Source organism: Pseudomonas sp. Marseille-Q1929 (assembly GCF_017316265.1).
Lineage (GTDB): Bacteria > Pseudomonadota > Gammaproteobacteria > Pseudomonadales > Pseudomonadaceae > Aquipseudomonas.
The window spans coordinates 123223-146223 of sequence record NZ_JAFLWU010000007.1 but is presented as its reverse complement, the minus strand read 5'-3'; the positions used below and the strand labels follow the sequence as shown (position 1 = coordinate 146223).

The following is a 23001-nucleotide window of genomic DNA, read 5'->3' as shown; positions in this document are numbered from 1 at the left end:
AGAACAATGCCCGTAGCGACTGCCGCAAGCCCCTGGTACAAGCACCTCTGGCCCTGGATCATCATTGCGATCCTGGCCTGCTCGGTGACCTTGACCTTGTCCATGGTGACCATCGCGGTGAACAACCCGGACAACCTGGTCAACGACAACTACTACGAGGCCGGCAAAGGCATCAACCGCTCGCTGGACCGCGAACTGCTGGCCCAGACCCTGCAACTGCGCGCCAAGGTGCACCTGGACGAGCTAACCGGTGAAGTCGAGTTGCACCTGAGCGGCAACAGCAACCCGACTACCCTGGAACTCAACCTGATTTCCCCGACGCAGCCCGAGAAGGATCGCAAGATCAACCTGGCCCGCAGCGACAGCGAACCCGGCCGCTATATCGGCCAGGTCACCGACAAGGTCGAAGGCCGCCGCTTCGTCGAACTGCTCGGCGTGGAAGGCGACCGTACCTGGCGCATGTTCGAAGAGGAACAGGTCAGCCACGACAAGGACTTGCTGTTGGGGGATGAGCCGTTGCAAGGTGCCGAAGACCTGAAAAAGTAACAGCCGGCGCTTCGCGCATCGCGGGCAAGCCCGCTCCCACAGGGGATTGCATTCCAAATGTGGGAGCGGGCTTGCCCGCGATGAGGCCCTCCCAGCCACTATAGATTCCAGCTCATGACCACCCCCTGCTACCACTGCGCCCTGCCCGTCCCCGCCGGCAGCCGGTTTACCGCCCAGATCCTCGGCGAGCGCCGCGAACTCTGCTGCCCCGGTTGCCAGGCCGTGGCCGAAGCCATTGTGGCCGGCGGCCTGGAAAGCTATTACCAGCACCGCAGCGAAGCCTCGGCCAACCCCGACGCACTGCCGGTGCAACTGGTGGACGAATTGGCGCTGTACGACCGCGCCGACGTGCAAAAACCCTTCGTGCGCCACGACGGCGAGCTGGCCGAAACCACCCTGCTGATGGAAGGCATCAGTTGCGCCGCCTGCGGCTGGCTGATCGAAAAACACCTGCGTCGCCTGCCCGCCGTGGCCGAGGCGCGGCTGAACCTGTCCAACCATCGCCTGCAAGTGCGCTGGGCCGACGGGCAATTGCCGCTGAGCCAACTGCTCGCCGAGTTGCGCCACATCGGCTATGCCGCCCACCCCTATCAAGCGGACCGCGCAGCCGAACAGTTGGCCAACGAAAACCGCTTGGCCTTGCGCCAGTTGGGCGTGGCCGGGCTGCTGTGGTTCCAGGCGATGATGGCGACCATGGCCACCTGGCCGGAATTCAATATCGACCTGAGCCCGGAGTTGCACGTGATCCTGCGCTGGGTGGCGATGTTCCTGACCACACCCATCGTGTTCTACAGCTGCGCGCCGTTTTTCAAAGGTGCGATGCGCGACCTGCGCACACGCCACCTGACCATGGATGTGTCGGTGTCCCTGGCCATCGGCGGGGCGTATCTGGCGGGGATCTGGACCGCGATCACCGGCGTCGGCGAGTTGTATTTCGACGCGGTGGGCATGTTCGCCCTGTTCCTGCTCGCCGGACGCTACCTGGAGCGCCGTGCCCGGGAACGCACGGCCGCTGCCACCGCGCAATTGGTCAACCTCTTGCCCGCGTCGTGCCTGCGCTTGCAACGCGACGGCCAGAGCGAACGCATCCTGCTCAGCGAACTGACCCTGGGTGATCGCGTGCTGGTGCATCCCGGCGCGGTATTGCCGGCAGACGGCGTGATTCTCGACGGCCAGTCCAGCATCGATGAATCCCTGCTCACCGGCGAGTACCTGCCGCAACCGCGCCAGGTCGGCGATGCCGTCACGGCGGGCACCCTCAACGTCGAAGGCGCGCTGACCGTCGAAGTGCGCGCCCTCGGCCACGACACGCGCCTGTCCGCCATCGTGCGCCTGCTGGAACGGGCCCAGGCAGAAAAACCGCGCCTGGCGCAAATCGCCGACCGCGCCGCGCAATGGTTCCTGCTGTGCTCGCTGATTGCCGCCGCCGTGATCGGCCTGGTGTGGTGGGAGCTGGATTCATCCCGCGCGTTCTGGATCGTCCTGGCCATGCTCGTTGCGACCTGCCCCTGCGCGCTGTCGCTGGCCACGCCCACCGCCCTCACCGCCGCCACCGGCACCCTGCACAAACTCGGGCTGTTGCTGACCCGTGGCCATGTGCTGGAAGGCCTGAACCAGATCGACACGGTGATTTTCGACAAGACCGGCACCCTCACCGAAGGCCGCTTGGCCCTCCGCGCGATCCGTCCCCTGGGCACGTTGAGCAGCGACGACTGCCTGGGCCTCGCCGCCGCCCTCGAAAACCGCTCCGAACACCCGATTGCCCGCGCCTTTGGCCGCGCCCCACTGGCCGCCGACGAGGTGCTCAGCACCCCCGGCCTGGGCCTGGAAGGCCGCGTCGGCGAGCGCCAACTGCGCATCGGCCAGCCCGGTTTTGTCTGCGCCCTCAGCGGTTGCCCGATCCCCGCCTCACCGGACGAAGCCGGGCAGTGGCTGCTGCTGGGCGATACCCACGGCGCCCTCGCCTGGTTTGTCCTCGATGACCGTTTGCGCAGCGACGCCCCGACCCTGCTGGCAGCGTGCAAGGCCCGCGGTTGGCGCACCTTGTTGCTGTCGGGCGACAGCTCGCCAATGGTCGCCAGCGTGGCGGCCGAACTGGGCATCGATGAAGCCCGTGGCGGCCTGCGCCCGGACGACAAGCTGCAGGTGCTGCAACAGTTGCACCAGCAAGGCCGCAAGGTGCTGATGCTCGGCGATGGGGTCAACGATGTGCCGGTCCTCGCCGCCGCCGATATCAGCGTGGCCATGGGTTCGGCCACCGACCTGGCCAAGACCAGCGCCGACGCGGTGCTGCTGTCCAACCGCCTCGACGCCCTGGCCCAAGCCTTCACCCTGGCGCGCCGCACCCGGCGCGTGATCATTGAAAACTTGCTGTGGGCCGGGCTGTACAATGGCCTTATGCTGCCGTTTGCCGCCCTGGGTTGGATCACGCCGATCTGGGCGGCGATCGGCATGTCCCTCAGTTCGTTGACCGTGGTGCTCAACGCCCTGCGCCTGACTCGCCAGCCGAGCGCGCCGGCCACCAGCGCCCCTACAGTCACCCGCCCGCTGCCGGCATAAGCCGGGCGGGCTTGGAGTACCGATGCCAGCTCTCTACGTGATGATTCCAGCGGCGCTGCTGTTAGTGGGCGTGGCCATCTACATCTTCTTCTGGGCGGTGGACAGCGGCCAATACGACGACCTCGACGGCCCGGCCCACAGCGTGCTGTTTGACGACCAGGACCCCAACCACCTGGCCGCTGTCGACGAGGCCAACGGCCCCGAACAGCCGCCCAAAGACCCGCCCCATGCTTGAATTGGCGCCGCTGCTGGTCTCCGCGCTGATCCTTGGCCTGCTCGGCGGCGGCCACTGCCTGGGCATGTGTGGCGGGCTGATGGGCGCGCTGACCCTGGCGATCCCCAAGGAGCAACGCAGCCGGCGCTTTCGCCTGCTGCTGGCGTACAACCTGGGGCGCATCCTCAGCTATGCCACGGCCGGCATCTTGATCGGCCTGGCGGGCTGGGCCGTGGCGAACAGCCCGGCGGCGATGTTCATGCGTGTGCTGGCCGGGTTGCTGCTGATCAGCATGGGCCTGTACCTGGCCGGCTGGTGGAGCGGCCTGACCCGCATCGAAAGCCTCGGGCGCGGCCTATGGCGGCATATCCAGCCGATTGCCAACCGTTTGCTGCCGGTGTCCAGCCTGCCGCGCGCCTTGCTGCTGGGCGCGCTCTGGGGCTGGTTGCCGTGCGGGTTGGTCTACAGCACCCTGCTGTGGGCGGCGAGCCAGGGCAATGCGCTGGAAAGCGGGTTGTTGATGCTGGCGTTTGGATTGGGCACGTGGCCGGTGCTGCTGGCGACCGGGCTGGCGGCCGAGCGGGTCACGGCGCTGTTACGCAAACGCAGCGTAAGAATGACCGGTGGCCTGCTGGTGATTCTGTTTGGAATTTGGACATTGCCCGGTCCGCATCAGCACTGGTTAATGGGCCACTAAATCGCCATGTGGCATAGCGCCGCTCCCCGTTGATGCAAATCAAGATGCCATCCGCGCCACGCCCCTAGACTCGGCCCATTAGCCTATCCGGGGGAACGCCCGCATGCTCGACGCCATTCGTTGGGACACCGATCTGATTCACCGCTACGACTTGGCGGGGCCGCGCTACACGTCCTACCCCACCGCCGTACAATTCGACAGCCAAGTCGGCACGTTCGACCTGCTCCACGCCCTGCGCGACAGCCGCAAGGCCGCGCGGCCACTGTCGCTGTATGTGCATGTGCCGTTCTGCGCGAACATCTGCTACTACTGCGCCTGCAACAAGGTCATCACCAAGGACCGTGGCCGTGCCCATGCCTACCTGCAACGGCTGGAGCAGGAAATCCAACTGGTGGCCTGCCACCTCGACCCGAAACAGCCGGTAGAGCAACTGCACTTCGGCGGCGGCACCCCGACCTTTCTCAGCCACGACGAACTGCGCCAAGTCATGGGCTGCCTGCGCAAGCACTTCAATCTGCTCGACGATGACTCCGGCGACTATGGCATCGAGATCGATCCGCGCGAAGCCGACTGGGCCACCATGGGCCTGCTACGTGAGCTAGGCTTCAACCGCGTGAGCATTGGCCTGCAAGACCTCGACCCCGAGGTGCAACGGGCGGTCAATCGCCTGCAAAGCCTGGAAGAAACCCGCGCCGTGATCGACGCGGCGCGCACCCTGCAGTTTCGCTCGATCAATATCGACCTGATCTACGGCCTGCCCAAGCAAACCCCGCTCAACTTTGCACGCACCGTGGAAGAAGTGATCAAGCTGCAACCCGACCGCCTGTCGGTGTTCAACTACGCCCACCTGCCGGAGCGCTTCATGCCGCAGCGGCGGATCAACACCGACGACCTGCCCTCCCCGGCGGAAAAGCTGCTGATGCTGCAAACCACCATCGAACAACTGACCCAGGCCGGCTACCGCTACATCGGCATGGACCACTTCGCCCTGCCGGACGACGAGCTGGCCATCGCCCAGGAAGAAGGCACCTTGCAGCGTAACTTCCAGGGCTACACCACCCACGGTCATTGCGACCTGATCGGCCTCGGCGTGTCGGCCATCAGCCAGATCGGCGACCTGTATTGCCAGAACACCAGCGACCTCAATGCTTACCAGAACACCCTGGCCAGCGCGCAACTGGCTACCAGCCGAGGTTTGGTGTGCACCACGGACGACCGCTTGCGCCGGGAAGTGATCCAGCAGTTGATCTGCAATTTCAACCTGGCATTCGACAAGATCGAACAGGCCTTCAACATCGATTTTCGCGGGTATTTCGACGAGATTTGGCCCCAACTTGAGGCCATGGCCGCCGACGGCCTGATCGAGCTGGATGCCCAGGGCATTCGCGTGTTGCCGGCAGGGCGCCTGCTGGTGCGTTCGGTGTGCATGGTGTTCGATGCCTACCTGGAACACCAGAATAGGCAGCGGTTTTCACGGGTGATTTGAGCGCGGTTATTTCATCGCCAGGCCGGCGGCCTTGATCGCGTCGCCAGCACTCAGGTCTTTCATCGCCTTGGTCAAGGACGCCTGGGCACTGGTCAGGCTGGCCTGCAGCGCACCCAACGCCGATTGCAGGGCAGTGGCCTTGGCCCTGGCCTGCTCGGGGCTGAGGCTCTTGTCAGCCATGACCGCCGCCATTTCCGCCTGTTTCTCGGCGATCTGCTTCTTGATCTCGCGGATCATCTTCAACAGTTGCTTGACGTTTTCTGCCAAGCCGCTGTCGTCGATGTCACTGTTGGAGGTTTTCTCGGCCGCCGCCGCTTTCATCGCCGCACCGGAAATGACCACCGAGACCGCAGGTTTGGTTTCATCGGTGGCCTTGGGATCGGCGGCGTCGGTTTTAGCAACGGGCTTTTTTGTATCTGGCGTCGCCGTAATCTGCGTGCGCATTGCCAGGTCGAGCGTAAGGGAAGCCATCTTGTGAACATCCAGGTTCCAGGGTTGATAGCAAGCCATCGGCACCGGGTGAAAATTCTTTATACCCCTGTCGGTTTTTTGTACAGGCTGGCCTCACCCTCCCTCAGTGCGTTACCCTTACGTCTTATGTGTGTTTTCCCACAAGGATTTAAGAAATGTCCGAGCCAGTTAAACTGCGCGCTCACAGCCAGGCTCATTGCAAGGATTGCAGCCTGGCCCCCCTCTGCTTGCCACTTTCGTTGAATTTGGAAGACATGGATGCGCTGGACGACATCGTTAAACGCGGCCGCCCACTGAAAAAAGGCGAGTTCCTGTTTCGCCAGGGCGACAAGTTCGATTCCGTCTATGCAGTACGTTCCGGCGCGTTGAAGACGTTCAGCCTGAGCGACAGCGGCGAAGAGCAGATCACCGGTTTCCACTTGCCCAGCGAATTGGTAGGGCTGTCCGGCATGGACACCGAGATTCACCCGGTGTCGGCCCAGGCGCTGGAGACGACGTCGGTGTGCGAAATCCCTTTCGAACGCCTCGACGAACTGGCCCTGCAATTGCCGCAATTGCGCCGTCAGTTGATGCGCGTGATGAGCCGCGAGATTCGTGACGACCAACAAATGATGCTGCTGCTGTCGAAGAAAACCGCCGACGAGCGCATCGCGACCTTCCTGGTCAACCTGTCCGCACGCTTCCGCGCCCGTGGCTTCTCGGCCAACCAGTTCCGCCTGAGCATGTCGCGCAATGAAATCGGCAACTACCTGGGCCTCGCGGTGGAAACCGTGTCCCGCGTGTTTACCCGCTTCCAGCAGAACGAGCTGATCGCCGCCGAGGGCAAGGAGGTGCATATCCTCGACCCGATCCAGCTGTGCGCGCTGGCCGGTGGCTCCCTCGAGGGCTGATCCAGACACTTGCGGCCGCGCCAACCAGCGAGGCCGCAGGTATACTTCGAGTCCGTTTCCAACCCCAGGACTCTTCGACGATGACCCTCGATTCGTTCGACATCAAATCCCTGATCCGCCCTGTCATCGACTTCCCCAAGCCTGGGGTGATCTTTCGTGACATTACCCCTCTGTTCCAGTCGCCCCGCGCCCTGCGCCTGGTGGCCGATACCTTTGCCCATCGCTATGTCGAAGCTGACTTCACCCATATCGGCGCGATGGATGCGCGGGGCTTCCTGATCGGTTCGATCATCGCCTATCAACTGAACAAACCGCTGATCCTGTTCCGCAAGCAGGGCAAACTGCCGGCCGACGTGCTGGCCGAGGGTTACCAGACCGAATACGGCGAAGCCTTCCTGGAAGTGCATGCCGACAGCCTGTGTGAAGGCGACTCGGTGCTGATGTTCGATGACCTGATCGCCACGGGCGGGACCTTGATTGCGGCGGCGAATCTGGTGCGACGCATGGGCGCGAAGATTTTTGAAGCGGCGGCGATTATTGACTTGCCTGAGTTGGGTGGGTCGCAGCGGTTGGAAGATATGGGGATTCCGACGTTTTGTTTGACGCAGTTTGCCCTGACTGAAAGGTAAGGGTTGCCTGGGCTGACGCCATCGCGGGCAAGCCCGCTCCCACATTTTGATTTGCGAATACATTCAAATGTGGGAGCTGGCTTGCCTGCGATGAGGCCCTGAAAAACACTACACAACTAGAGCCCCATCTGCTTGCTGATGATCTCGTTCATCACCTCCCGCGTCCCCCCACCAATCGACAGGATGCGATTGTCGCGATACAGCCGCTCCACCAGGCTGCCACGCATGTACCCCTGCCCACCCAGGATCTGCACCGCGTCATAAGTGACCCGATCCGCCGTGTCAGTCGCCAGGTTCTTGGCCATGGAAATTTCCTTGATCACACTCTTGCCCGCCGCCATCTTCGCCGCCTGGCGATAAGTGAATTCCCGCGAGACTTCCACCGCCGTGGCCATTTCCGCCAACCGGTGCTTGAGCACCTGGAATTTGCCGATGGGCTTGCCAAAGGCTTCACGCTGAGCGGCCCATTGAAGGCTTTCTTCCAGGGCCATCTGCGCCGTCATGTTGGCCATCAGCGCCAGGGCCAGGCGTTCGCTCTGGAAGTTGCCCATGATGCAGGCAAAGCCCATGTTCTCGGCACCGATCAAGTTGCCTACGGGCACCCGGCAATCATCGAAGAACAATTCAGCCGTGTCCGACGCCCACCAGCCCATTTTCTTCAGGGGTTGGCCGACGGTGAAACCGGGGGTGTTTTTTTCGATCAGTAACAGGCTGATGCCGGCAAAGCCCGGCCCGCCAGTGCGTACGGCGACGGTATAGAAGTCGGCGCGGATGCCGCTGGTGATAAAGGTTTTGCTGCCGCTGACCCGGTAATGGTCGCCATCACGGACGGCGCGGGTTTGCAGGTTGGCCACATCGGAACCACCGCCCGGCTCGGTGACGGCCAGGGCGATGATCTTTTCGCCCGCCAGCACCAGAGGCGCCACGCGTTCGCGCAGCTCGGGCCGCGCCCATTTGACGACGGGCGGCAGGCCGATATCCAGCGAACCGAGGCCGGCGACCACACCACCGGAGCCACAACGCATCAACTCCTCGCTGGCCGCGACCTTGGCGAACAGATCGCCTTCATGGCTGCCGCCGAGGGCTTCGGGGTAGCCGATACCGAGGATCCCCGCCGCGCCGGCCTTGAGGTACAACTCGCGAGGAAAGCTTTCGGCCTCCTCCCATTGCTCGATCCCCGGCAGCATCTCGCGCTCGACAAAACGGCGCACGCTGTCGCGGACCAATTGGTGGCTGGGGTCGAAGTAGTCCTGATAGGCAGACATCGGCAAGCTCCACGGTGAGGTGGAGGGAAATTACCAAGCGCTTGCTTGGTTATCAAGCACACAGGATCACACAAAACACTGTGGGAGCTGGCTTGCCTGCGATAGCGGAGTGTCAGGCAACATCAATGTCACCGTTCCACCGCGATCGCAGGCAAGCCAGCTCCCACAGAAGCCTGCTTTCACATTGGGGTTGCCGTGTTGCTTAGAGCGCGATCGGTTTACGACCCGCAAAGGAGTGCGCCAACGTGCCGCCATCCACCAACTCCAACTCGCCCCCCAATGGCACGCCATGGGCGATACGCGAGGTGATCAGGCCTTTGTTGGTCAGCAGCTGCGCAATGTAATGCGCCGTCGCTTCGCCTTCCACCGTCGGGTTGGTGGCCAGGATCACCTCGGTAAAGGTGCCCTGCTCTGCAATCCGCGCCACCAGTTGCGGGATGCCAATCGCCTCAGGCCCCAAACCGTCCAGCGGCGAGAGGTGGCCCTTGAGCACAAAGTAGCGCCCGCGATAACCGGTCTGCTCCACCGCGTACACATCCATCGGCCCTTCCACCACGCACAGCAGCGTGTCGTCGCGGCGCGGGTCGGCGCATTGCGGGCAGAGGTCTTCTTCGGTGAGGGTGCGGCACTGGCGGCAGTGGCCCACGCCAGTCATGGCCTGGCTCAGGGCCTGGGCCAACCGGGTGCCGCCACTGCGGTCACGCTCCAGCAGTTGCAGCGCCATGCGCTGGGCGGTTTTCTGGCCGACGCCGGGCAAGGTGCGCAGGGCGTCGATCAGTTGGCGAATCAGGGGGCTGAAGCTCATGGGCGAAGGGTCCGACAAAACAACGAGACGCGGTTTATACCCGCGCCCCGGATTAGCGTCAAATGCTCAATCCTGCGCGACGCGCACCACCAACTTGCCGAAGTTGCGCCCTTCAAGCAAACCGATAAAGGCTTCGGGCGCCTGCTCCAGGCCGTCCACCACGTCTTCGCGGAATTTCACCTTGCCCTCGCGCACCCACGGCACCATGGCGCTGATGAACTCGGGTTGGCGGTCGCCGTAGTCGTCAAACACGATAAAGCCCTGGATGCGCACACGCTTGGTCAGCAACGTGCGTTGCAATGCGGGCAACCGGTCAGGACCGCTCGGCGGCTGATGGGCGTTGTAGCCAGCGATCAACCCGCACAACGGGATGCGCGCCTTGGGGTTGAGCAACGGCAGCACCGCGTCGAACACCTTGCCGCCGACGTTTTCGAAGTAGATGTCCACGCCCTTGAAGCAGGCCTGAGCCAGTTCATCGGCGAAGTCCGCGCTCTTGTGGTCGATACAGGCATCAAAGCCCAACTCATCCACCACGTAACGGCACTTGTCTGCACCGCCGGCGATACCCACCACACGCAAGCCCTTGAGCTTGGCCACCTGCCCCACCACCGAGCCCACCGCACCGGACGCTGCCGCCACTACCAGGGTTTCGCCGGCCTTGGGCTGGCCGATGTCCATCAGGCCCATGTAGGCGGTCATGCCCGGCATGCCGAGCACGCCCAAGGCCATGGAGGGGCTGGCGAGGCCCTTGGGCACCGGGATCAGGTTGTGTCCGTCGGAAATGCTGTGGCTTTGCCAGCCGGTGGCACCGACCACCAGATCACCCACTTCGAATTTCGGATTGCGCGACTGCTCGATACGGCTGACAGCGCCGCCGGTCATCACTTCGTCGATTTCCACCGGAGCGGCGTAGGACGGCGCGTCACTCATGCGTCCGCGCATGTAGGGGTCGAGGGACAGGTACAAGGTCTTTAGCAGGACTTGGCCGTCGGCCAACTCCGGAAGATTCACACGCTCCAGGCGGAAGTTTTCCGGGGTGGGTGCGCCCTGTGGGCGTGAGACCAGGACAATGCGCTGGTTCAAAGTCGGTTGTTGAGACATCTGGGGCTCCTTTCGCGAATCCATCGGTATAGGGTGCAGACCATGCTTGGGGTGCCGGGGTTCAGATTGGACGCGGAGCGTCCGCGGCGGCGTTACCACGCAGAGCGTGGGAACGATCAGCCAGCTCCCACATGAGTTGTGGCGCGCGCAAAAAAATGCCAGGCACATGGCCTGGCATTCGAGTCTAGCTAACGCTCGCCGATCAGAACGGCAGCTTCATGCCCGGCGGCAGTTGCATGCCAGCGGTCACGCCGCCCATTTTTTCCTGGCTGTTGGCTTCGATCTTGCGCACGGCGTCGTTGACGGCCGCGGCGAACAGCGCTTCAAGCATTTCCAGGTCGTCTTCGCCAACACCTGGCAATACGCTTGGGTCGATGCTGACGCGCTTGATGTCGTGACGACCGGTCATCACCACGCTGACCATATCGCCACCGGCTTTACCGGTGACTTCGGCGTTGGCCAGTTCTTCCTGCATCTTGGCCATTTTTTCCTGCATCTGCTGCGCCTGCTTCATCAGGCCGGCCATGCCACCTTTCATCATGGGAATCACCTCAAAGTACGTGGATCAAGTAAGTAGCCCGGTATCAGGACGCCTGGGGCACCGGGGCTTCGACAGGTTCAATAGTATCGTGGCGGACGACCGCACCGAACTGTTGCATCATTTGCTGGATGAGCGGATCAGCGTGGATCGAGTCCTCGGCTTCGCGCTGGCGGTTGATGCGCCGGCGGGTCGCGGCCTGGGCCGGGGTTTCCTGCTCAGGCTTGATCAACTCGATGGCGATGGTCAGCGTGCGCTCATGGTACTGGTTCAGTGCGTCATTCAGGCGACGTTGCTGGGTGGCGTTGAACAGGGCGCTGTGGGCCGGGTCCAGGTGCAGCAGCCAGTGGTCACCGTCAATGGCGATCAGCGTGCAGTTGGCGGCGATGCTGCCGGTCATGCCGGAGATCGGCAGTTTCGGGAACAGCTCCAGCCATTGCAGGGCCAAGCCAGTGGCCGGCGCCGCTGCGGGTTCCGCCTCGGGCTCGGGGGCCGGCTCGGCGGTGTGCTCGCTGGCCAGGTCGTCCAGGTAGCTGTAGGCCGAATCCATGTCCGGCTCGATGTAGTCTTCGTCCAGCGGCGGTTCGTCGTCGTCGATACCCGGCACAGCGGCTTCAACCTGGGCAACGGTCGGCTCCGGCACGGGTGCAGACACCCACTCTGGGGCGTCGGGCACCGCGCTGTCCGGGGTCGGCGTGGGCATCGGCGTCAGCTCGGGCTGCTCGCCGGTGGTTTCCAGCACGGGCTCCACGGCGGGCTGTTGCTCGGCTTCGGGCTCGGCCTCGGCTGCTACTGGGTCGTTCCACGGCAGGTCAACGACCGGCTCGGGCTCGGGTTCGACAACCGCTTCCGGCGCGACCAAGGGCGCAACCACCACCGGCTCGGGCGCCGGCGCCGGTACAGCAACCACTGGCGCGACAACCGCCGCACCAGCCACTGGTTTGGCGGAATCAACTGTGGCCTGGCTGATCCCCACTGGCTTTAGCGGCTGTCTCGGCGCGTCTGCCGCGTCGGCGGGCCGGAACGCCAGCATCCGCAGCAGGACCATTTCAAAGCCGCCACGCGGGTCTGGTGCCAGGGGCAGGTCGCGGCGACCGATCAGGCCCATCTGGTAGTAGAACTGCACATCTTCGGCCGGCAGCGCCTGGGCCAGGGCGAGCACACGGTCGCGGTCGCCATGGCCGTTATCGACGCCCTCAGGCAGGGCCTGGGCGATGGCGACGCGGTGCAGCACATTGAGAATTTCCGAAAGCACGCCGTTCCAGTCCGGGCCCTGCTCCGACAGGTGGCGCACGGCTTCGAGCAACGCCTTGGCGTCGCCTTCGATCAGCGCGTGCAGCACGTCGAACACTTGGCCGTGATCGAGGGTGCCGAGCATGGCGCGCACATCGGCAGCCATGACCTTGCCTTCACCAAAGGCGATGGCCTGGTCGGTGAGGCTCATGGCGTCACGCATCGAACCATCGGCGGCGCGACCGAGCAGCCACAGCGCGTCGTCTTCGAACGGCACGTTCTCGACGCCCAGCACGTGGGTCAAATGCTCGACCACGCGCTCGGGGGTCATGTTTTTCAGGGAGAACTGCAGGCACCGCGACAGAATCGTTGCAGGAAGTTTCTGCGGGTCGGTGGTGGCCAGGATGAATTTGACGTAGGGCGGCGGCTCTTCCAGGGTTTTCAACAGGGCGTTGAAGGAGTGGCTGGACAGCATGTGCACTTCGTCGATCAGGTAGACCTTGAAGCGGCCGCGGCTGGGCGCGTACTGCACGTTGTCCAGCAGCTCGCGGGTGTCTTCGACCTTGGTGCGGCTCGCGGCGTCGATCTCGATCAGGTCGACAAAACGCCCTTCGTCGATTTCCCGGCACACCGAGCAGGTGCCGCAGGGCGTCGAAGTGATACCGGTTTCACAATTCAGGCATTTGGCGATGATGCGCGCGATAGTGGTCTTGCCCACCCCACGTGTGCCGGTGAACAGGTAGGCATGGTGCAGCCGCTGGCTGTCCAAGGCATTGATCAGAGCCTTGAGCACATGGGTCTGGCCGACCATTTCGCGGAACGAGCGCGGACGCCATTTACGTGCAAGAACCTGATAACTCATCGAAAACCGTCGCAACTGGGAAGCGGAAGCCGGTAATGCTAGCGGAGCAAGGGGGAAATTGCATCCGGCACGCTCGCCTAATCTGACTAAGCTCATCGCATTGGCCCCGAAAAGGCCTGAACCCGGAGAGCATATGCGCGTAGTCCTGGGCGCTTTATGGATGATTGCCACGGCTAGCCTGGCGGCGCCTGCACCGCTGCGCTTCTCGGTTTCCGACAGTTGGGCGATGCCCATGGTGCAACTGGAAGACGGCCGGCCTACCCAGGGTATTTTGTATGACTTGATGTCCAGCCTCGCCACCCAGGTCGGGCGCCCGGCGCACTTCCACGTGCTGGCCCGGGCGCGCATCGCCGCGGCCATGGAGCATGGCGAGATTGATGTGCGCTGTTATGTCGCCCAGGCGTGGGTCGACGACATGTCCGGCGACTACACCTGGAGCGTGCCGCTGTTTGTGCAGCGCAACCTGCTGGTCAGCACCCATGTGCCCGCGCAGACCGTGGAGTTGAGCAAGCTGGCACCGCAGTTGATCGGCACGGTGCTCAACTACCGCTACACCACCCTCGACCCCTTGTTCGCCAGCGGCCAGCTCATCCGTGACGACGCCCGCAGTGAAGAGCAGGTGCTGCACAAACTGGTGGCCGGTCGCTTCAAGTACGCGGTCACCAATGAATGGATACTCGACCGCTTCAACCAACGCCTGGCGCCTGGCCGGCGCTTGCACAAAGTCGCGATAATCGAGGAGCAAAGCCTGGGCTGCACCGTGCGCAATGACCCGAATGTGCCGGTGCAACGCATCCTGCGCACCTTGTTGCGGATGAAAATGTCCGGTGAGATCGACGACATCATCCAGCTGTACACCGGGGAGCACGCAGCCAGCGCCCCTCCAGACTGATCGCCGCCACACTGGCCAGCACGATCACCCCGCCCAGCACCACTTGCGCGACAATCTGCTCGCCAAGCAGCGTCGCCGCCATCAGCATGGCCACCGGCGGGATCAGGTACATCGCCACCGACGCGCGGCTGACCTCGACATGCTTCAACACATAGGCCCACGCCAGGTATGCCAAGGCACTGGGGAAAATCCCCAGCACCAGCACCGCCAGGTTCTCCGCCAACGGCGCCTGCGCTACGGCGGCGGGCAGGCCGGGCAGGTTGACGCACAGCATCAGGGTGCCCGCCCACACCATGTAACACGCCATCGTCAGCGGGCTGTAGCGGTGGGAATAATGTTTCTGGATGGCGAAATACACACTCCACGACAGCGCCGCCAGCAGGATCGACAAGCCACGCGGGTCGATGTCTGCCACGCCCTGATCGCCCCAGATCACCACCAGCACGCCCAACAAGCCGAGCAATACACACCCCCAACGCCAGAGGCTGACCCGTTCCTTCAAGGCGAAAAACGCGATCAACACGCTGAACAACGGCGCCGACTGCGCCAACACACTGGACGCCGCCGCCGTAACGAATTGCTGCCCATAGTTGAGGCTGGCGTGGTGCAGGAACACGCCGAAAAAACCCAGCACCAGCAACCACGGCAGATCCCGCAGGCGCGGCCGGCCGATGCCCATCACCAACGCCACGCCGCCCATGAACAGCGACGCAATCACAAACCGCAGCAAGGCCAATTGGCCCGGGCTGTAGCTGTGCAGCCCCATGTGCACGCCAATCGGCGAATAGGCCCAACAGAGGATGACGCTGGCAACCACTAGCGTAAGCTTCACGGGTGAAGGGGATTTCATTGAAGGCATCCAGAAACAGAGAAGGAATGCTGTCAGTCTTGGCCCCGGTCACCCGCAGGACAATTAACCGTTTCTGACTTCTGCAATCACTGGAACTGAGCAATGGAACTGGCCCAACTGAAGATGGTGCGAGCCGTGGCGCAAACCGGCAGCGTGGCCCAGGCCGCCGTGCAATTGCACTGCGTGCCGTCCAACATCACCACGCGCATCAAGCAACTGGAAAACGAGTTGGGCACACCGCTGTTTATCCGGGCCGGACGCGGGCTGGCGATCAGTGCCGCGGGTGAGATCTTCCTGGAGTACTGCGAACGTATCCTCGCGCTGGTGGACGAATCCAAGCGCGCCGTGGACGCCAACGCCATCCCCCGCGGCACCTTGCGCATCGGCGCGGTGGAATCCAGCGCCAGCGGGCGCCTGCCGCCGCTGTTGGCGGAGTATCACCGGCGCTACCCGGATGTCAGCCTGGAGCTGGTGACCGGCGCCTGGAGCCAACTGCTCGACGACCTGCAACACCATCGCCTGGACGTGGCATTGGTGGCGAGTGGCGGCAAGCGCGCCAAACTCGAACACAGCGTGGTCTACAGCGAACGCCTGGTACTGATCGCCAGTGCGTCCAGCGCGCCGATCCATAGCGCCGAAGACCTGGCCGGGCGCACGTTGCTGGTGTGGCCACCGGGCTGCCCCTATCGCGCGGCGCTGGAGAACTGGGTCAAGCCTCAAGCCTTCAAGCCGAGCATCGCCAGTTATGCCAGCTGGGGCACGATCATTGGTTGCGTGAGCGCAGGGATTGGCGTGGCGTTGGCGCCGGAGGGCATTCTGGCGCGGTATGAGCAGGCCAATCAGCTGGCGTCGTATCGGTTTGAGGAGTTGCAGGCGGTGGACAATCTGCTGTTTTGGCACACGGACACTCAACGGCACCTTGCGCGGGATGCGTTCGCCGGGCTGCTACGCGAAACCTTCGGCTGACACATCCCCCTGTGGGAGCGGGCTTGCTCGCGAATGCGTAGTGTCAGTCAATGAATCTGGCACTGATACACCGCATTCGCGAGCAAGCCCGCTCCCACAGGGGGATGTGTGTTGTTGAAATCAGCTTTTCGAAGGAGTCAGACGCGCGTACTGCTCCTGGCTGATCCAGCCAATAAACGAACGATTCTGCGCATTGATAAACTCGACCTGCGCCCAGCCATCCTTGATGGCCAGCACACCCACCACATCATCCTTGACGATATACGGCCGCTTGGCCGCCTTGGCCCCCGGGGTCTTCAGCAGGTAAACCTTGTCGGCGGCCACCGTCACCAGGCCAATCCACTGTTTATTCGCGGTCTGGGTCAGGTCCAGCCCCGTGGCGATCTCCGGCATCAGCACATTCATGCAGCCGGGATGCTGGCGGCCCTGCTCCACGGTCAAGGTCACGCCGTCGGCGGAAGGTGCCACGCTGCCAGGGTAGGCATCGACGAGCCAGGTGGTCAGTACGTTCCCGTTGCCTTGTAGGTAGAACGCACATCTGCTGACGCCCTCACCCAGCTCTTCCGCGTAAAAACCTTCCACCCGGTGCTCGGGCGTCACCGCCAGCATCAGCCCTTCATACATGCCCGAATGCAGCGCAGGCGCACCCGCAAATGCCGGGGCCACGGCGCACAACGACAACACACCCATGGTCAGAAAACGCATCATCTTATTTTTTCCCTTCAAGCGCGTTGTAGGCTTTTTCGATAAGCACGTCATAGTTACCGTAATCCTTGCCGTTATAGTTACGCGCCATGGCCACGTAATCCTTGTCTTTCATGGCTTTCATCAGTGTCGGGCTCTGACTGCAAAAACTCAGGAACGCCCTTAGTTGGCTGCCGGCATTGATCTTTAATGCCGCGACAAACTCAAACACCGTCTTGTAACCGCACGCCGCAAAGTTGAAACCCATGACCTGAAACATGCCCCATGATGCAGACATCAACGCCGCCTCCTGATCCAAGGCAAAGGCGGTGGCCATGGTTTCCCAGGCCTTGACCTGGTCCTTGTTGTTGACCTGCCATTGCGGCCCGGCTTTGCGCACATAGGGATACGACAGCAGCGGGTGCGCCTGGTCGTAGATGTGCTTGGTGTACTTGCGAAACAGGTGCCCTTCAAAGGCGATCACCGGCAACTTCGCCGGCCCGAAGCCCGAGCGCCCGCCCGATTCAACCGTGGCAAACGCCTTGATGATGTTTACCGAGATGCCGTTGCCCAACTGCTTGGCGGCGTTCTGGAAGTCCGTTTCAGTCAGGGTCATGCCCCCGTCGCACGTGGCCTGGAGCACCAGTTGGCGGTTGCGTCGCTCGGCCTCGACCATGGCACGCATGCGGTCCAGGTACACATTGACCGTGGCCTGCACCGCATCGCCCTGGTTATTGCCGAACACATTGAGAAAACTCGGGATGCGCATCGCCGGGAACGCCTTCACCGGCACTTTCACCGCTTCTTCGATCAGGCTGTTGAAGGTGCGGCCCGTCGGATCGATCACCCCATCGGGGTGCGCGTATTTGAGATGACGGAACTGATACTGACTGATGCACTGCACCAATTGGCCGTCGCACTTGCCGTTCTCGGCCAGCGGAAAACCCAGCTTGGGAATAATCAGATTGAATAAATACTGGATGCACTGCACATCGGCGGGCAAGTTGCGGGCTTTACCGGGAGCGCCCACCGACGCACTGATAAGTCGGGGCAACCCTTGCAGGCTTTTCATCACAAACATCCTTGTTAGTTAAAGAAGTGATAGCACTTCAATATCAACTCCGTGCACTTGTCACATTCTGAAACAAGCGGCCGGCGCAAACTAACAAGGTGGTTTTGGCTTGTAAAGTGGGGGAATTTAAAGTTGTGAGACAGCCGTCATCGCTGCGCAATAAGTTGGGCAGGTGATTGGATAAGTGTTTTTGATTTGACGCAGAAGAGGTACTGCAAGGGAGAGCGTTATGGAGGCAACCCCACCAGCCACACCCCGGCACACAATGTTCCCGCTGTGGCTGCTGCCTTCCGGCTCTGACCAGGTTCACGGGTAATCGTTGCGGGGGGACCGATGGGGTCACCATAACGACGCCTGCCTCTCGGCAAGCGGGGCCATTGTACCGATCTCGTCGGAAGTTACAACCGTTGGTGCTGGAATAAAAACATCTGGCGGTTCAAGCACTTGCCCATGGCCTCAGCCAGTACATCGCCCCCCCCTGTGGGAGCTGGCTTGTCGGGTCGCCGCACCGCTGCGATAGCATCACCTCGGCCCAACTGATACACCGAGGTGCCTGCATCGCAGGCAAGCCAGCTCCCACAGAAAAGCTATTTCACTGGCTCTGTAGGACCTCATCCGCCCGGCCGCCCTCTTCCTGGATCACCAAGTGAATAAAGTGCAGCTTGGCGATCACCGGCGGTGGCAGCACGAACGGATAGAAATCCGGCTGGCCCATGCTGCGCGACAGCTCGTTGAGCATGCCGGCCAGTTCGATCCAGGCGTTGACGAACGACAGGAACGCCACGCCGCCCGGGTGCTCGGGGTCGTAAAGGGTGCTGAGGGGGAACGGCTGGTAATCCAGGTCCATCTCGCGGGCGCTCATGCCAAAGCCGAGCGCGGTGTCGACGGCATCCATCATGTGCAGGTAGTGGGCCCAGGTTTCGGCCCAGTCTTCCCAGGGGTGCATGGTGGCGTAGGCGCTGACGCAGGTCTGTTGCCAGTCGGGGCGCGGGCCGTTCTGGTAGTGCTGGTCGAGGGCATCGGCGTAGCTGGCGCGTTCGTCGCCGAACAAGCGGCGAAACGGCTCAATCCAGTGGGTGTTGGCGATCAGGCGATCCCAATAGTAGTGACCGACTTCATGGCGAAAATGCCCGAGCAAGGTGCGGTAAGGCTCACGCATCTGTACGCGAACTTTCTCACGATGGGCGTCGTCGGCTTCCTTGATGTCGAGGGTGATCAGGCCGTTGGCATGGCCGGTCATGGGCGCGTTGCCTTCCAGGTCGATACCGACAAAATCGAAGGCCAGGCCGTTGTCTTCGTCGACGCTCTTGGGCACCACTTGCAAGCCGAGGCTGATGAGCTGGGCCACCAGGCGGCGCTTGGCGATCTCCACTTTGCGCCAGCGTTCGGGGTTTTCCGCGACAGACAGGTCGGGGATGGTGCGGTTGAGGCTGCACGCCACGCACAGTGGCGCGGTGCTATGGGCGGGGATCAACCAGTTGCAGGCGGCTGGGGTGTCGAGGTTGGCGCAGCGGCGGAAGGCGCCGGCGTCCAGGTTACCGTCTTGCAGCCAGGTGCCTTCCACGGGGCCGGGTTGCAGGGAGGCGAGCCGGCTTTGTTGCGGCTGGTAGCCCAGCAGGGCCTGGCAGGCCAGGCATTGGCTGTTGCGAAAGAACAGGGATTGGCCGCAGCGGCATTGCCACACTTTGCCGTCGCGAGAGGGTCCGGCCACGAAGGGGGCGGCGATGCGTGAACTGAGCTGCTCGAAATAGCGGAACATGACGATCTCTCCCTGGGTGACTGAGACTAGATCATTTCCCGCGAAAGATCGTTCCCACGCTCTGCGTGGGAACGCCTCTTGTGACGCTCAGCGTCACGCTTTGGGCGCAGAGCGCCCGGGGCTGCATTCCCACGCGGAGCGTGGGAACGATCATCATCAGACGGTGATGTTGTGCTTGGCCAGGAAGGCAACGAAGGCTTCTTCGTCAAGGACTTTGAGCCCCAGTTCGCTGGCCTTGGCCAGTTTTGAACCGGCGCCCGGCCCGGCCACTACGCAGTGGGTTTTCGCCGAGACGGAGCCCGCCACCTTGGCGCCGAGGCTTTCGAGCTTGTCCTTGGCCACGTCGCGGCTCATCAGCTCCAGGGAGCCGGTGAGCACCCAGGTGTGACCGGCTTCGGGCAAGCCTTCGACGACCTTCTTCTCGCTCTCCCAATGCATGCCGAAGTCCTTGAGCTGCTGCTCGATGGCCAGGGCACGGTTGGCGTTGTCAGGGTTGTCGAAAAACTCACGCACGGCCTTGGCCTGCTTTTCCGGCAGCGCCTGGCGCATGTCCAGCCAGTCAGCCTTGATCACGCCTTCGAGGCTGCCGAACTTGTCCGCGAGTTTCTGCGCAGCACCCGGGCCGACGCTCGGCACGTGCAGTTTGTCGAGAAAGCCGCCCAAGGTGGTGCTGGCGGCGAACTCGGCGCTGAGGTCGCCCTGATCCTGCAATTGCAGGCCGCACTCGTCCGTCGCCAGCAACGCGCCAATCACTTCCTGGTTATGGCTGTCCTCAAAGAAGCTGTGAATCTCGTGCGCCACTTCCAGGCCCACGTCCGGCAAGTACGTCAGCACTTCCGGCAAAGCCTTCTGCACGCGCTCCAGGGACGCCAGGGAACGCGCCAGCACCTTGGCCGTCTCCTCGCCCACGTCGGGGATGCCCAGCGCATAGATAAAGCGCGCCAGGGTCGGCGTCTTGCTGTTTTCGATGGCCGCGATCAGCTTCTTGCTGGAAATGTCGGCAAAGCCTTCCAGGTCGATGATCTGCTCGTACTTGAGCTTGTAGAGATCCGCCGGCGAGCCGATGAGTTTTTCGTCCACCAGTTGCTCGATGGTCTTGTCGCCCAGGCCGTCGATGTCCATGGCACGGCGCGAGACGAAATGGATGATCGCCTGCTTGAGCTGCGCGCCACACGCCAGGCGCCCGACGCAGCGGTACACCGCGCCTTCGCTGACGGTTTCCTTGCCCTTGCTGCGCTTGACCAGTTGGGTGCGCTCCACATGGGAACCGCACACCGGGCAGCTTTCGGGGATCGGCACGGCGCGGGCGCCTTCCGGGCGGCGTTCGAGCACCACGGAGACGACTTGCGGGATCACGTCCCCGGCGCGGCGGATGATCACGGTGTCGCCGATCATCACGCCCAGGCGCGCCACTTCGTCCATGTTGTGCAAGGTGGCATTGGACACGGTCACACCCGCGACCTTGACCGGCTTCAGGCGCGCCACCGGGGTAACGGCGCCCGTGCGGCCGACCTGGAATTCCACGTCGAGCAGTTCGGTCAGTTCTTCCAGGGCCGGGAATTTATGCGCAATGGCCCAGCGCGGCTCACGAGCGCGGAAGCCCAGCTCGCGCTGGTAGGCAATGCTGTTGACCTTGAACACCACGCCGTCGATCTCGTACGGCAGGCTGTTGCGGCGCTCGCCGATGTCGCGGTAGTAGTCCAGGCAATCCTGAATGCCCTTGGCCAGCTTCAGCTCGTGACTGATGGGCATGCCCCACTGCTGCAACTGCTGCAGGTTGCCGATATGGGTGTCGCTGATGTCGGTGGTCACGCCGTAGCAGCAGAACTCCAGCGGACGGCTGGCGGTGATCTTCGAATCCAACTGGCGCAGGCTGCCGGCGGCGGCGTTGCGCGGGTTGGCGAAGGTCTTGCCGCCGACTTCCAGCTGCGAAGCGTTGAGCCGCTCGAAACCGGCCTTGGACATGAACACTTCGCCACGCACTTCCAGGGTCGCCGGCCAGCCGCTGCCTTGCAGCTTGAGCGGAATATTGCGCACGGTGCGCACATTGACGCTGATGTCTTCGCCGGTGGTGCCATCGCCACGGGTGGCACCGCGCACCAGTTCGCCGTCCTGATACAGCAGGCTGACCGCCAGGCCGTCCAGCTTGGGTTCGCAGCTGTATTCCACCACCGCACCACCGCCGAACAGATCACCGGCCGGCAGGTCGAGACCTTCAGTCACGCGCCGATCAAACTCCAGCATAGTGGTTTCATCAAACGCGTTGCCGAGGCTGAGCATTGGCACTTCATGCCTGACCTGGGTGAACGCCGACAACGCCGCACTGCCAACCCGCTGTGTCGGCGAATCCCGCGTGACCAGCTCCGGATGCTCGGCCTCCAGGGCCTTGAGCTCGTGGAACAACCGATCGTACTCGGCGTCCGGGATGCTCGGCTCGTCGAGGACGTGGTAACGGTAGTTGTGCTGATCCAGTTCAGCGCGCAGTTCGAGTATGCGGGTGTGGGCGGCGGTCATGGGTGTTCTCTCATAAAGCAAAAGAGCAGCCGAAGCTGCTCAATATGTTAGTGCACGGATTCTACAGACAACGCTTAAGCTCAGGCCTCAGCGTTTCTGTGTCAGGGCGCGACGCTCGAACTCGACGATGCGCTGACGGTAATGTTCGATGGTCTGCGCGGTGAGGACGCTGCGTTGGTCGTCTTTCAGCTCGCCATTCAGTTCCTGGGACAGCTTGCGTGCTGCGGCCACCATCACGTCGAACGCTTGTTTCGGGTGACGTGGGCCTGGCAGGCCGAGGAAGAAGCTCACCGCCGGGGTGCTGAACAGGTCGATGTCGTCCAGATCAAACGTGCCCGGCTTGACCGCGTTGGCCATGGAGAACAGCACTTCGCCGTTGCCGGCCATGCTTTCGTGACGGTGGAAGATATCCATCTCGCCAAAACGCAGGCCGCTTTCGAGGATATTCTGCAACAGCGCCGGGCCTTTGAAGCCGGCGGCGTCGCGGCAGATCACGCTGATCACCAACACTTCTTCAGCGGCCGGCTGGTCGTTGACCGATTGGCGCGGCGCAGTCTTGCCGACGTTTTCATCCGGGAAGTCATCATCACGGCTGCTGAAGCTCGGGCCGTCATCGACGTCGAGGTTCAGGTCGCCCTGATGCGGCTCGGCCACGGCGGCACTGGCACGCTTGCCACGCTTGGACGACGGCTCGCGAGCCTCACGCAGCGGCGCGCTCATCGACGGCAGGTCGTGCTCGTCCAGTTGCGGTTCCTTATGGGTATCCAGCACACGGGGCGGCCCCAGCAGCTCGGCGGCGCCATCGTCGTCTGGCAGGTTGGACAGGTTGCGGTCCAAGCGGAATTTAAGCTTGCCCTTGCCGCCGCGCATCCGGCGCCAGCCATCAAAAAGAATACCGGCAATGACAATAATGCCGATGACGATCAGCCACTCGCGCAGACCGATTTCCATGTAATCCCGTGCCTCTA

21 protein-coding genes and 1 other RNA gene are annotated in these 23001 nt (G+C 62.9%); 9 read left to right on the top strand and 13 right to left on the bottom strand.

The window, feature by feature from the left end:
* The first annotated feature begins 6 nt into the window (after nucleotides 1–6).
* The 5 genes from J1G37_RS11285 to hemN all read left to right on the top strand — a co-directional run bounded on the left by J1G37_RS11285 (nucleotide 7) and on the right by hemN (nucleotide 5502).
* Nucleotides 7–546, top strand: a complete 540-nt coding sequence (locus J1G37_RS11285) for a FixH family protein (RefSeq protein WP_207041750.1) — start codon at nucleotides 7–9, stop codon at nucleotides 544–546.
* Between the two features lie 114 nt (nucleotides 547–660).
* Nucleotides 661–3105: a heavy metal translocating P-type ATPase gene (locus J1G37_RS11280; protein WP_207041749.1), complete on the top strand. Its 2445-nt coding sequence runs from the start codon at nucleotides 661–663 to the stop codon at nucleotides 3103–3105.
* Nucleotides 3106–3127: 22 nt separating this feature from the next.
* Nucleotides 3128–3340 carry a cbb3-type cytochrome oxidase assembly protein CcoS gene (gene ccoS / locus J1G37_RS11275; RefSeq protein ID WP_017735332.1) on the top strand — a complete coding sequence of 71 codons (213 nt, stop codon included), beginning with the start codon at nucleotides 3128–3130 and terminating at the stop codon, nucleotides 3338–3340.
* Complete coding sequence (locus tag J1G37_RS11270) at nucleotides 3333–4016, top strand: sulfite exporter TauE/SafE family protein (RefSeq protein ID WP_207041747.1); 684 nt, start codon at nucleotides 3333–3335, stop codon at nucleotides 4014–4016. The genes ccoS and J1G37_RS11270 overlap by 8 nt, the downstream gene beginning before the upstream one ends.
* A gap of 103 nt (nucleotides 4017–4119) precedes the next feature.
* Nucleotides 4120–5502, top strand: coding sequence for an oxygen-independent coproporphyrinogen III oxidase (gene hemN / locus J1G37_RS11265; RefSeq protein ID WP_207041746.1), 1383 nt, complete (start codon nucleotides 4120–4122; stop codon nucleotides 5500–5502).
* A 6-nt stretch (nucleotides 5503–5508) separates the two neighbouring features.
* Here hemN and J1G37_RS11260 read toward each other — a convergent pair whose 3' ends face one another.
* Complete coding sequence (locus J1G37_RS11260; RefSeq protein ID WP_207041744.1) at nucleotides 5509–5973, bottom strand: hypothetical protein; 465 nt, start codon at nucleotides 5971–5973, stop codon at nucleotides 5509–5511.
* A gap of 155 nt (nucleotides 5974–6128) precedes the next feature.
* On the opposite strand from J1G37_RS11260, the gene fnr reads away from it, so the two are divergent.
* Complete coding sequence (gene fnr, locus J1G37_RS11255) at nucleotides 6129–6863, top strand: fumarate/nitrate reduction transcriptional regulator Fnr (RefSeq protein ID WP_016979302.1); 735 nt, start codon at nucleotides 6129–6131, stop codon at nucleotides 6861–6863.
* A gap of 80 nt (nucleotides 6864–6943) precedes the next feature.
* Nucleotides 6944–7492, top strand: coding sequence for an adenine phosphoribosyltransferase (locus J1G37_RS11250; RefSeq protein ID WP_207041741.1), 549 nt, complete (start codon nucleotides 6944–6946; stop codon nucleotides 7490–7492).
* Between the two features lie 116 nt (nucleotides 7493–7608).
* Here the strand turns inward: J1G37_RS11250 and J1G37_RS11245 are convergent, their stop codons facing one another.
* The 5 genes from J1G37_RS11245 to dnaX all read right to left on the bottom strand — a co-directional run bounded on the left by J1G37_RS11245 (nucleotide 7609) and on the right by dnaX (nucleotide 13296).
* The gene (locus tag J1G37_RS11245) at nucleotides 7609–8757 is read right to left on the bottom strand and encodes an acyl-CoA dehydrogenase family protein (protein WP_207041739.1); all 1149 of its coding nucleotides are present in this window, start codon (nucleotides 8755–8757) and stop codon (nucleotides 7609–7611) included.
* Nucleotides 8758–8959: 202 nt separating this feature from the next.
* A complete protein-coding gene (recR, locus tag J1G37_RS11240) occupies nucleotides 8960–9562 on the bottom strand; it encodes a recombination mediator RecR (protein WP_017735338.1) in 603 nt (200 codons plus the stop codon).
* A gap of 66 nt (nucleotides 9563–9628) precedes the next feature.
* Nucleotides 9629–10663: an NADP-dependent oxidoreductase gene (locus tag J1G37_RS11235; RefSeq protein WP_207041737.1), complete on the bottom strand. Its 1035-nt coding sequence runs from the start codon at nucleotides 10661–10663 to the stop codon at nucleotides 9629–9631.
* 202 nt (nucleotides 10664–10865) lie between these two features.
* Nucleotides 10866–11204 (bottom strand): YbaB/EbfC family nucleoid-associated protein, encoded by a 339-nt coding sequence (locus J1G37_RS11230; protein WP_003175481.1) that lies wholly within the window; start codon nucleotides 11202–11204, stop codon nucleotides 10866–10868.
* A gap of 43 nt (nucleotides 11205–11247) precedes the next feature.
* Complete coding sequence (gene dnaX / locus J1G37_RS11225; RefSeq protein WP_207041736.1) at nucleotides 11248–13296, bottom strand: DNA polymerase III subunit gamma/tau; 2049 nt, start codon at nucleotides 13294–13296, stop codon at nucleotides 11248–11250.
* A gap of 133 nt (nucleotides 13297–13429) precedes the next feature.
* Between dnaX and J1G37_RS11220 the strand changes: the two genes are divergently transcribed.
* The gene (locus tag J1G37_RS11220; RefSeq protein ID WP_207041735.1) at nucleotides 13430–14188 is read left to right on the top strand and encodes a transporter substrate-binding domain-containing protein; all 759 of its coding nucleotides are present in this window, start codon (nucleotides 13430–13432) and stop codon (nucleotides 14186–14188) included.
* On the opposite strand, the gene J1G37_RS11215 is transcribed toward J1G37_RS11220, so the two are convergent.
* Nucleotides 14139–15038, bottom strand: a complete 900-nt coding sequence (locus J1G37_RS11215; protein WP_207041734.1) for a DMT family transporter — start codon at nucleotides 15036–15038, stop codon at nucleotides 14139–14141. The genes J1G37_RS11220 and J1G37_RS11215 overlap by 50 nt on opposite strands.
* Before the next feature lie 102 nt (nucleotides 15039–15140).
* On the opposite strand from J1G37_RS11215, the gene J1G37_RS11210 reads away from it, so the two are divergent.
* Nucleotides 15141–16004: a LysR family transcriptional regulator gene (locus tag J1G37_RS11210; RefSeq protein WP_207041733.1), complete on the top strand. Its 864-nt coding sequence runs from the start codon at nucleotides 15141–15143 to the stop codon at nucleotides 16002–16004.
* A 120-nt stretch (nucleotides 16005–16124) separates the two neighbouring features.
* On the opposite strand, the gene J1G37_RS11205 is transcribed toward J1G37_RS11210, so the two are convergent.
* The 6 genes from J1G37_RS11205 to zipA form a co-directional block, all read right to left on the bottom strand.
* Nucleotides 16125–16712, bottom strand: a complete 588-nt coding sequence (locus J1G37_RS11205; protein ID WP_207041732.1) for a hypothetical protein — start codon at nucleotides 16710–16712, stop codon at nucleotides 16125–16127.
* 1 nt (nucleotide 16713) lies between these two features.
* Nucleotides 16714–17760 (bottom strand): N-acetylmuramidase family protein, encoded by a 1047-nt coding sequence (locus tag J1G37_RS11200; protein ID WP_207041731.1) that lies wholly within the window; start codon nucleotides 17758–17760, stop codon nucleotides 16714–16716.
* A gap of 239 nt (nucleotides 17761–17999) precedes the next feature.
* Nucleotides 18000–18096: signal recognition particle sRNA small type (gene ffs, locus J1G37_RS11195), an RNA gene on the bottom strand.
* A 256-nt stretch (nucleotides 18097–18352) separates the two neighbouring features.
* A complete protein-coding gene (locus tag J1G37_RS11190) occupies nucleotides 18353–19519 on the bottom strand; it encodes a putative zinc-binding metallopeptidase (protein ID WP_207041729.1) in 1167 nt (388 codons plus the stop codon).
* 156 nt (nucleotides 19520–19675) lie between these two features.
* A complete protein-coding gene (gene ligA / locus J1G37_RS11185; protein ID WP_207041727.1) occupies nucleotides 19676–22033 on the bottom strand; it encodes an NAD-dependent DNA ligase LigA in 2358 nt (785 codons plus the stop codon).
* 87 nt (nucleotides 22034–22120) lie between these two features.
* Nucleotides 22121–22984, bottom strand: coding sequence for a cell division protein ZipA (gene zipA, locus J1G37_RS11180; RefSeq protein ID WP_207041725.1), 864 nt, complete (start codon nucleotides 22982–22984; stop codon nucleotides 22121–22123).
* Nucleotides 22985–23001: the final 17 nt, after the last annotated feature.

Bases quoted from the DNA above. Each gene is read 5' to 3' on its own strand.
- zipA (WP_207041725.1), bottom strand. From the start codon at position 22,984: ATGGAAATCGGTCTGCGCGAGTGGCTGATCGTCATCGGCATTATTGTC.
- J1G37_RS11205 (WP_207041732.1), bottom strand. From the start codon at position 16,712: ATGATGCGTTTTCTGACCATGGGTGTGTTGTCGTTGTGCGCCGTGGCC.
- J1G37_RS11190 (WP_207041729.1), bottom strand. From the start codon at position 19,519: ATGTTCCGCTATTTCGAGCAGCTCAGTTCACGCATCGCCGCCCCCTTC.
- recR (WP_017735338.1), bottom strand. From the start codon at position 9,562: ATGAGCTTCAGCCCCCTGATTCGCCAACTGATCGACGCCCTGCGCACC.
- J1G37_RS11270 (WP_207041747.1), top strand. From the start codon at position 3,333: ATGCTTGAATTGGCGCCGCTGCTGGTCTCCGCGCTGATCCTTGGCCTG.
- J1G37_RS11250 (WP_207041741.1), top strand. From the start codon at position 6,944: ATGACCCTCGATTCGTTCGACATCAAATCCCTGATCCGCCCTGTCATC.
- J1G37_RS11200 (WP_207041731.1), bottom strand. From the start codon at position 17,760: ATGAAAAGCCTGCAAGGGTTGCCCCGACTTATCAGTGCGTCGGTGGGC.
- J1G37_RS11210 (WP_207041733.1), top strand. From the start codon at position 15,141: ATGGAACTGGCCCAACTGAAGATGGTGCGAGCCGTGGCGCAAACCGGC.
- ligA (WP_207041727.1), bottom strand. From the start codon at position 22,033: ATGACCGCCGCCCACACCCGCATACTCGAACTGCGCGCTGAACTGGAT.
- J1G37_RS11220 (WP_207041735.1), top strand. From the start codon at position 13,430: ATGCGCGTAGTCCTGGGCGCTTTATGGATGATTGCCACGGCTAGCCTG.
- dnaX (WP_207041736.1), bottom strand. From the start codon at position 13,296: ATGAGTTATCAGGTTCTTGCACGTAAATGGCGTCCGCGCTCGTTCCGC.
- J1G37_RS11285 (WP_207041750.1), top strand. From the start codon at position 7: ATGCCCGTAGCGACTGCCGCAAGCCCCTGGTACAAGCACCTCTGGCCC.
- J1G37_RS11245 (WP_207041739.1), bottom strand. From the start codon at position 8,757: ATGTCTGCCTATCAGGACTACTTCGACCCCAGCCACCAATTGGTCCGC.
- J1G37_RS11215 (WP_207041734.1), bottom strand. From the start codon at position 15,038: ATGAAATCCCCTTCACCCGTGAAGCTTACGCTAGTGGTTGCCAGCGTC.
- J1G37_RS11260 (WP_207041744.1), bottom strand. From the start codon at position 5,973: ATGGCTTCCCTTACGCTCGACCTGGCAATGCGCACGCAGATTACGGCG.
- J1G37_RS11235 (WP_207041737.1), bottom strand. From the start codon at position 10,663: ATGTCTCAACAACCGACTTTGAACCAGCGCATTGTCCTGGTCTCACGC.
- J1G37_RS11230 (WP_003175481.1), bottom strand. From the start codon at position 11,204: ATGATGAAAGGTGGCATGGCCGGCCTGATGAAGCAGGCGCAGCAGATG.
- fnr (WP_016979302.1), top strand. From the start codon at position 6,129: ATGTCCGAGCCAGTTAAACTGCGCGCTCACAGCCAGGCTCATTGCAAG.
- ccoS (WP_017735332.1), top strand. From the start codon at position 3,128: ATGCCAGCTCTCTACGTGATGATTCCAGCGGCGCTGCTGTTAGTGGGC.
- J1G37_RS11280 (WP_207041749.1), top strand. From the start codon at position 661: ATGACCACCCCCTGCTACCACTGCGCCCTGCCCGTCCCCGCCGGCAGC.
- hemN (WP_207041746.1), top strand. From the start codon at position 4,120: ATGCTCGACGCCATTCGTTGGGACACCGATCTGATTCACCGCTACGAC.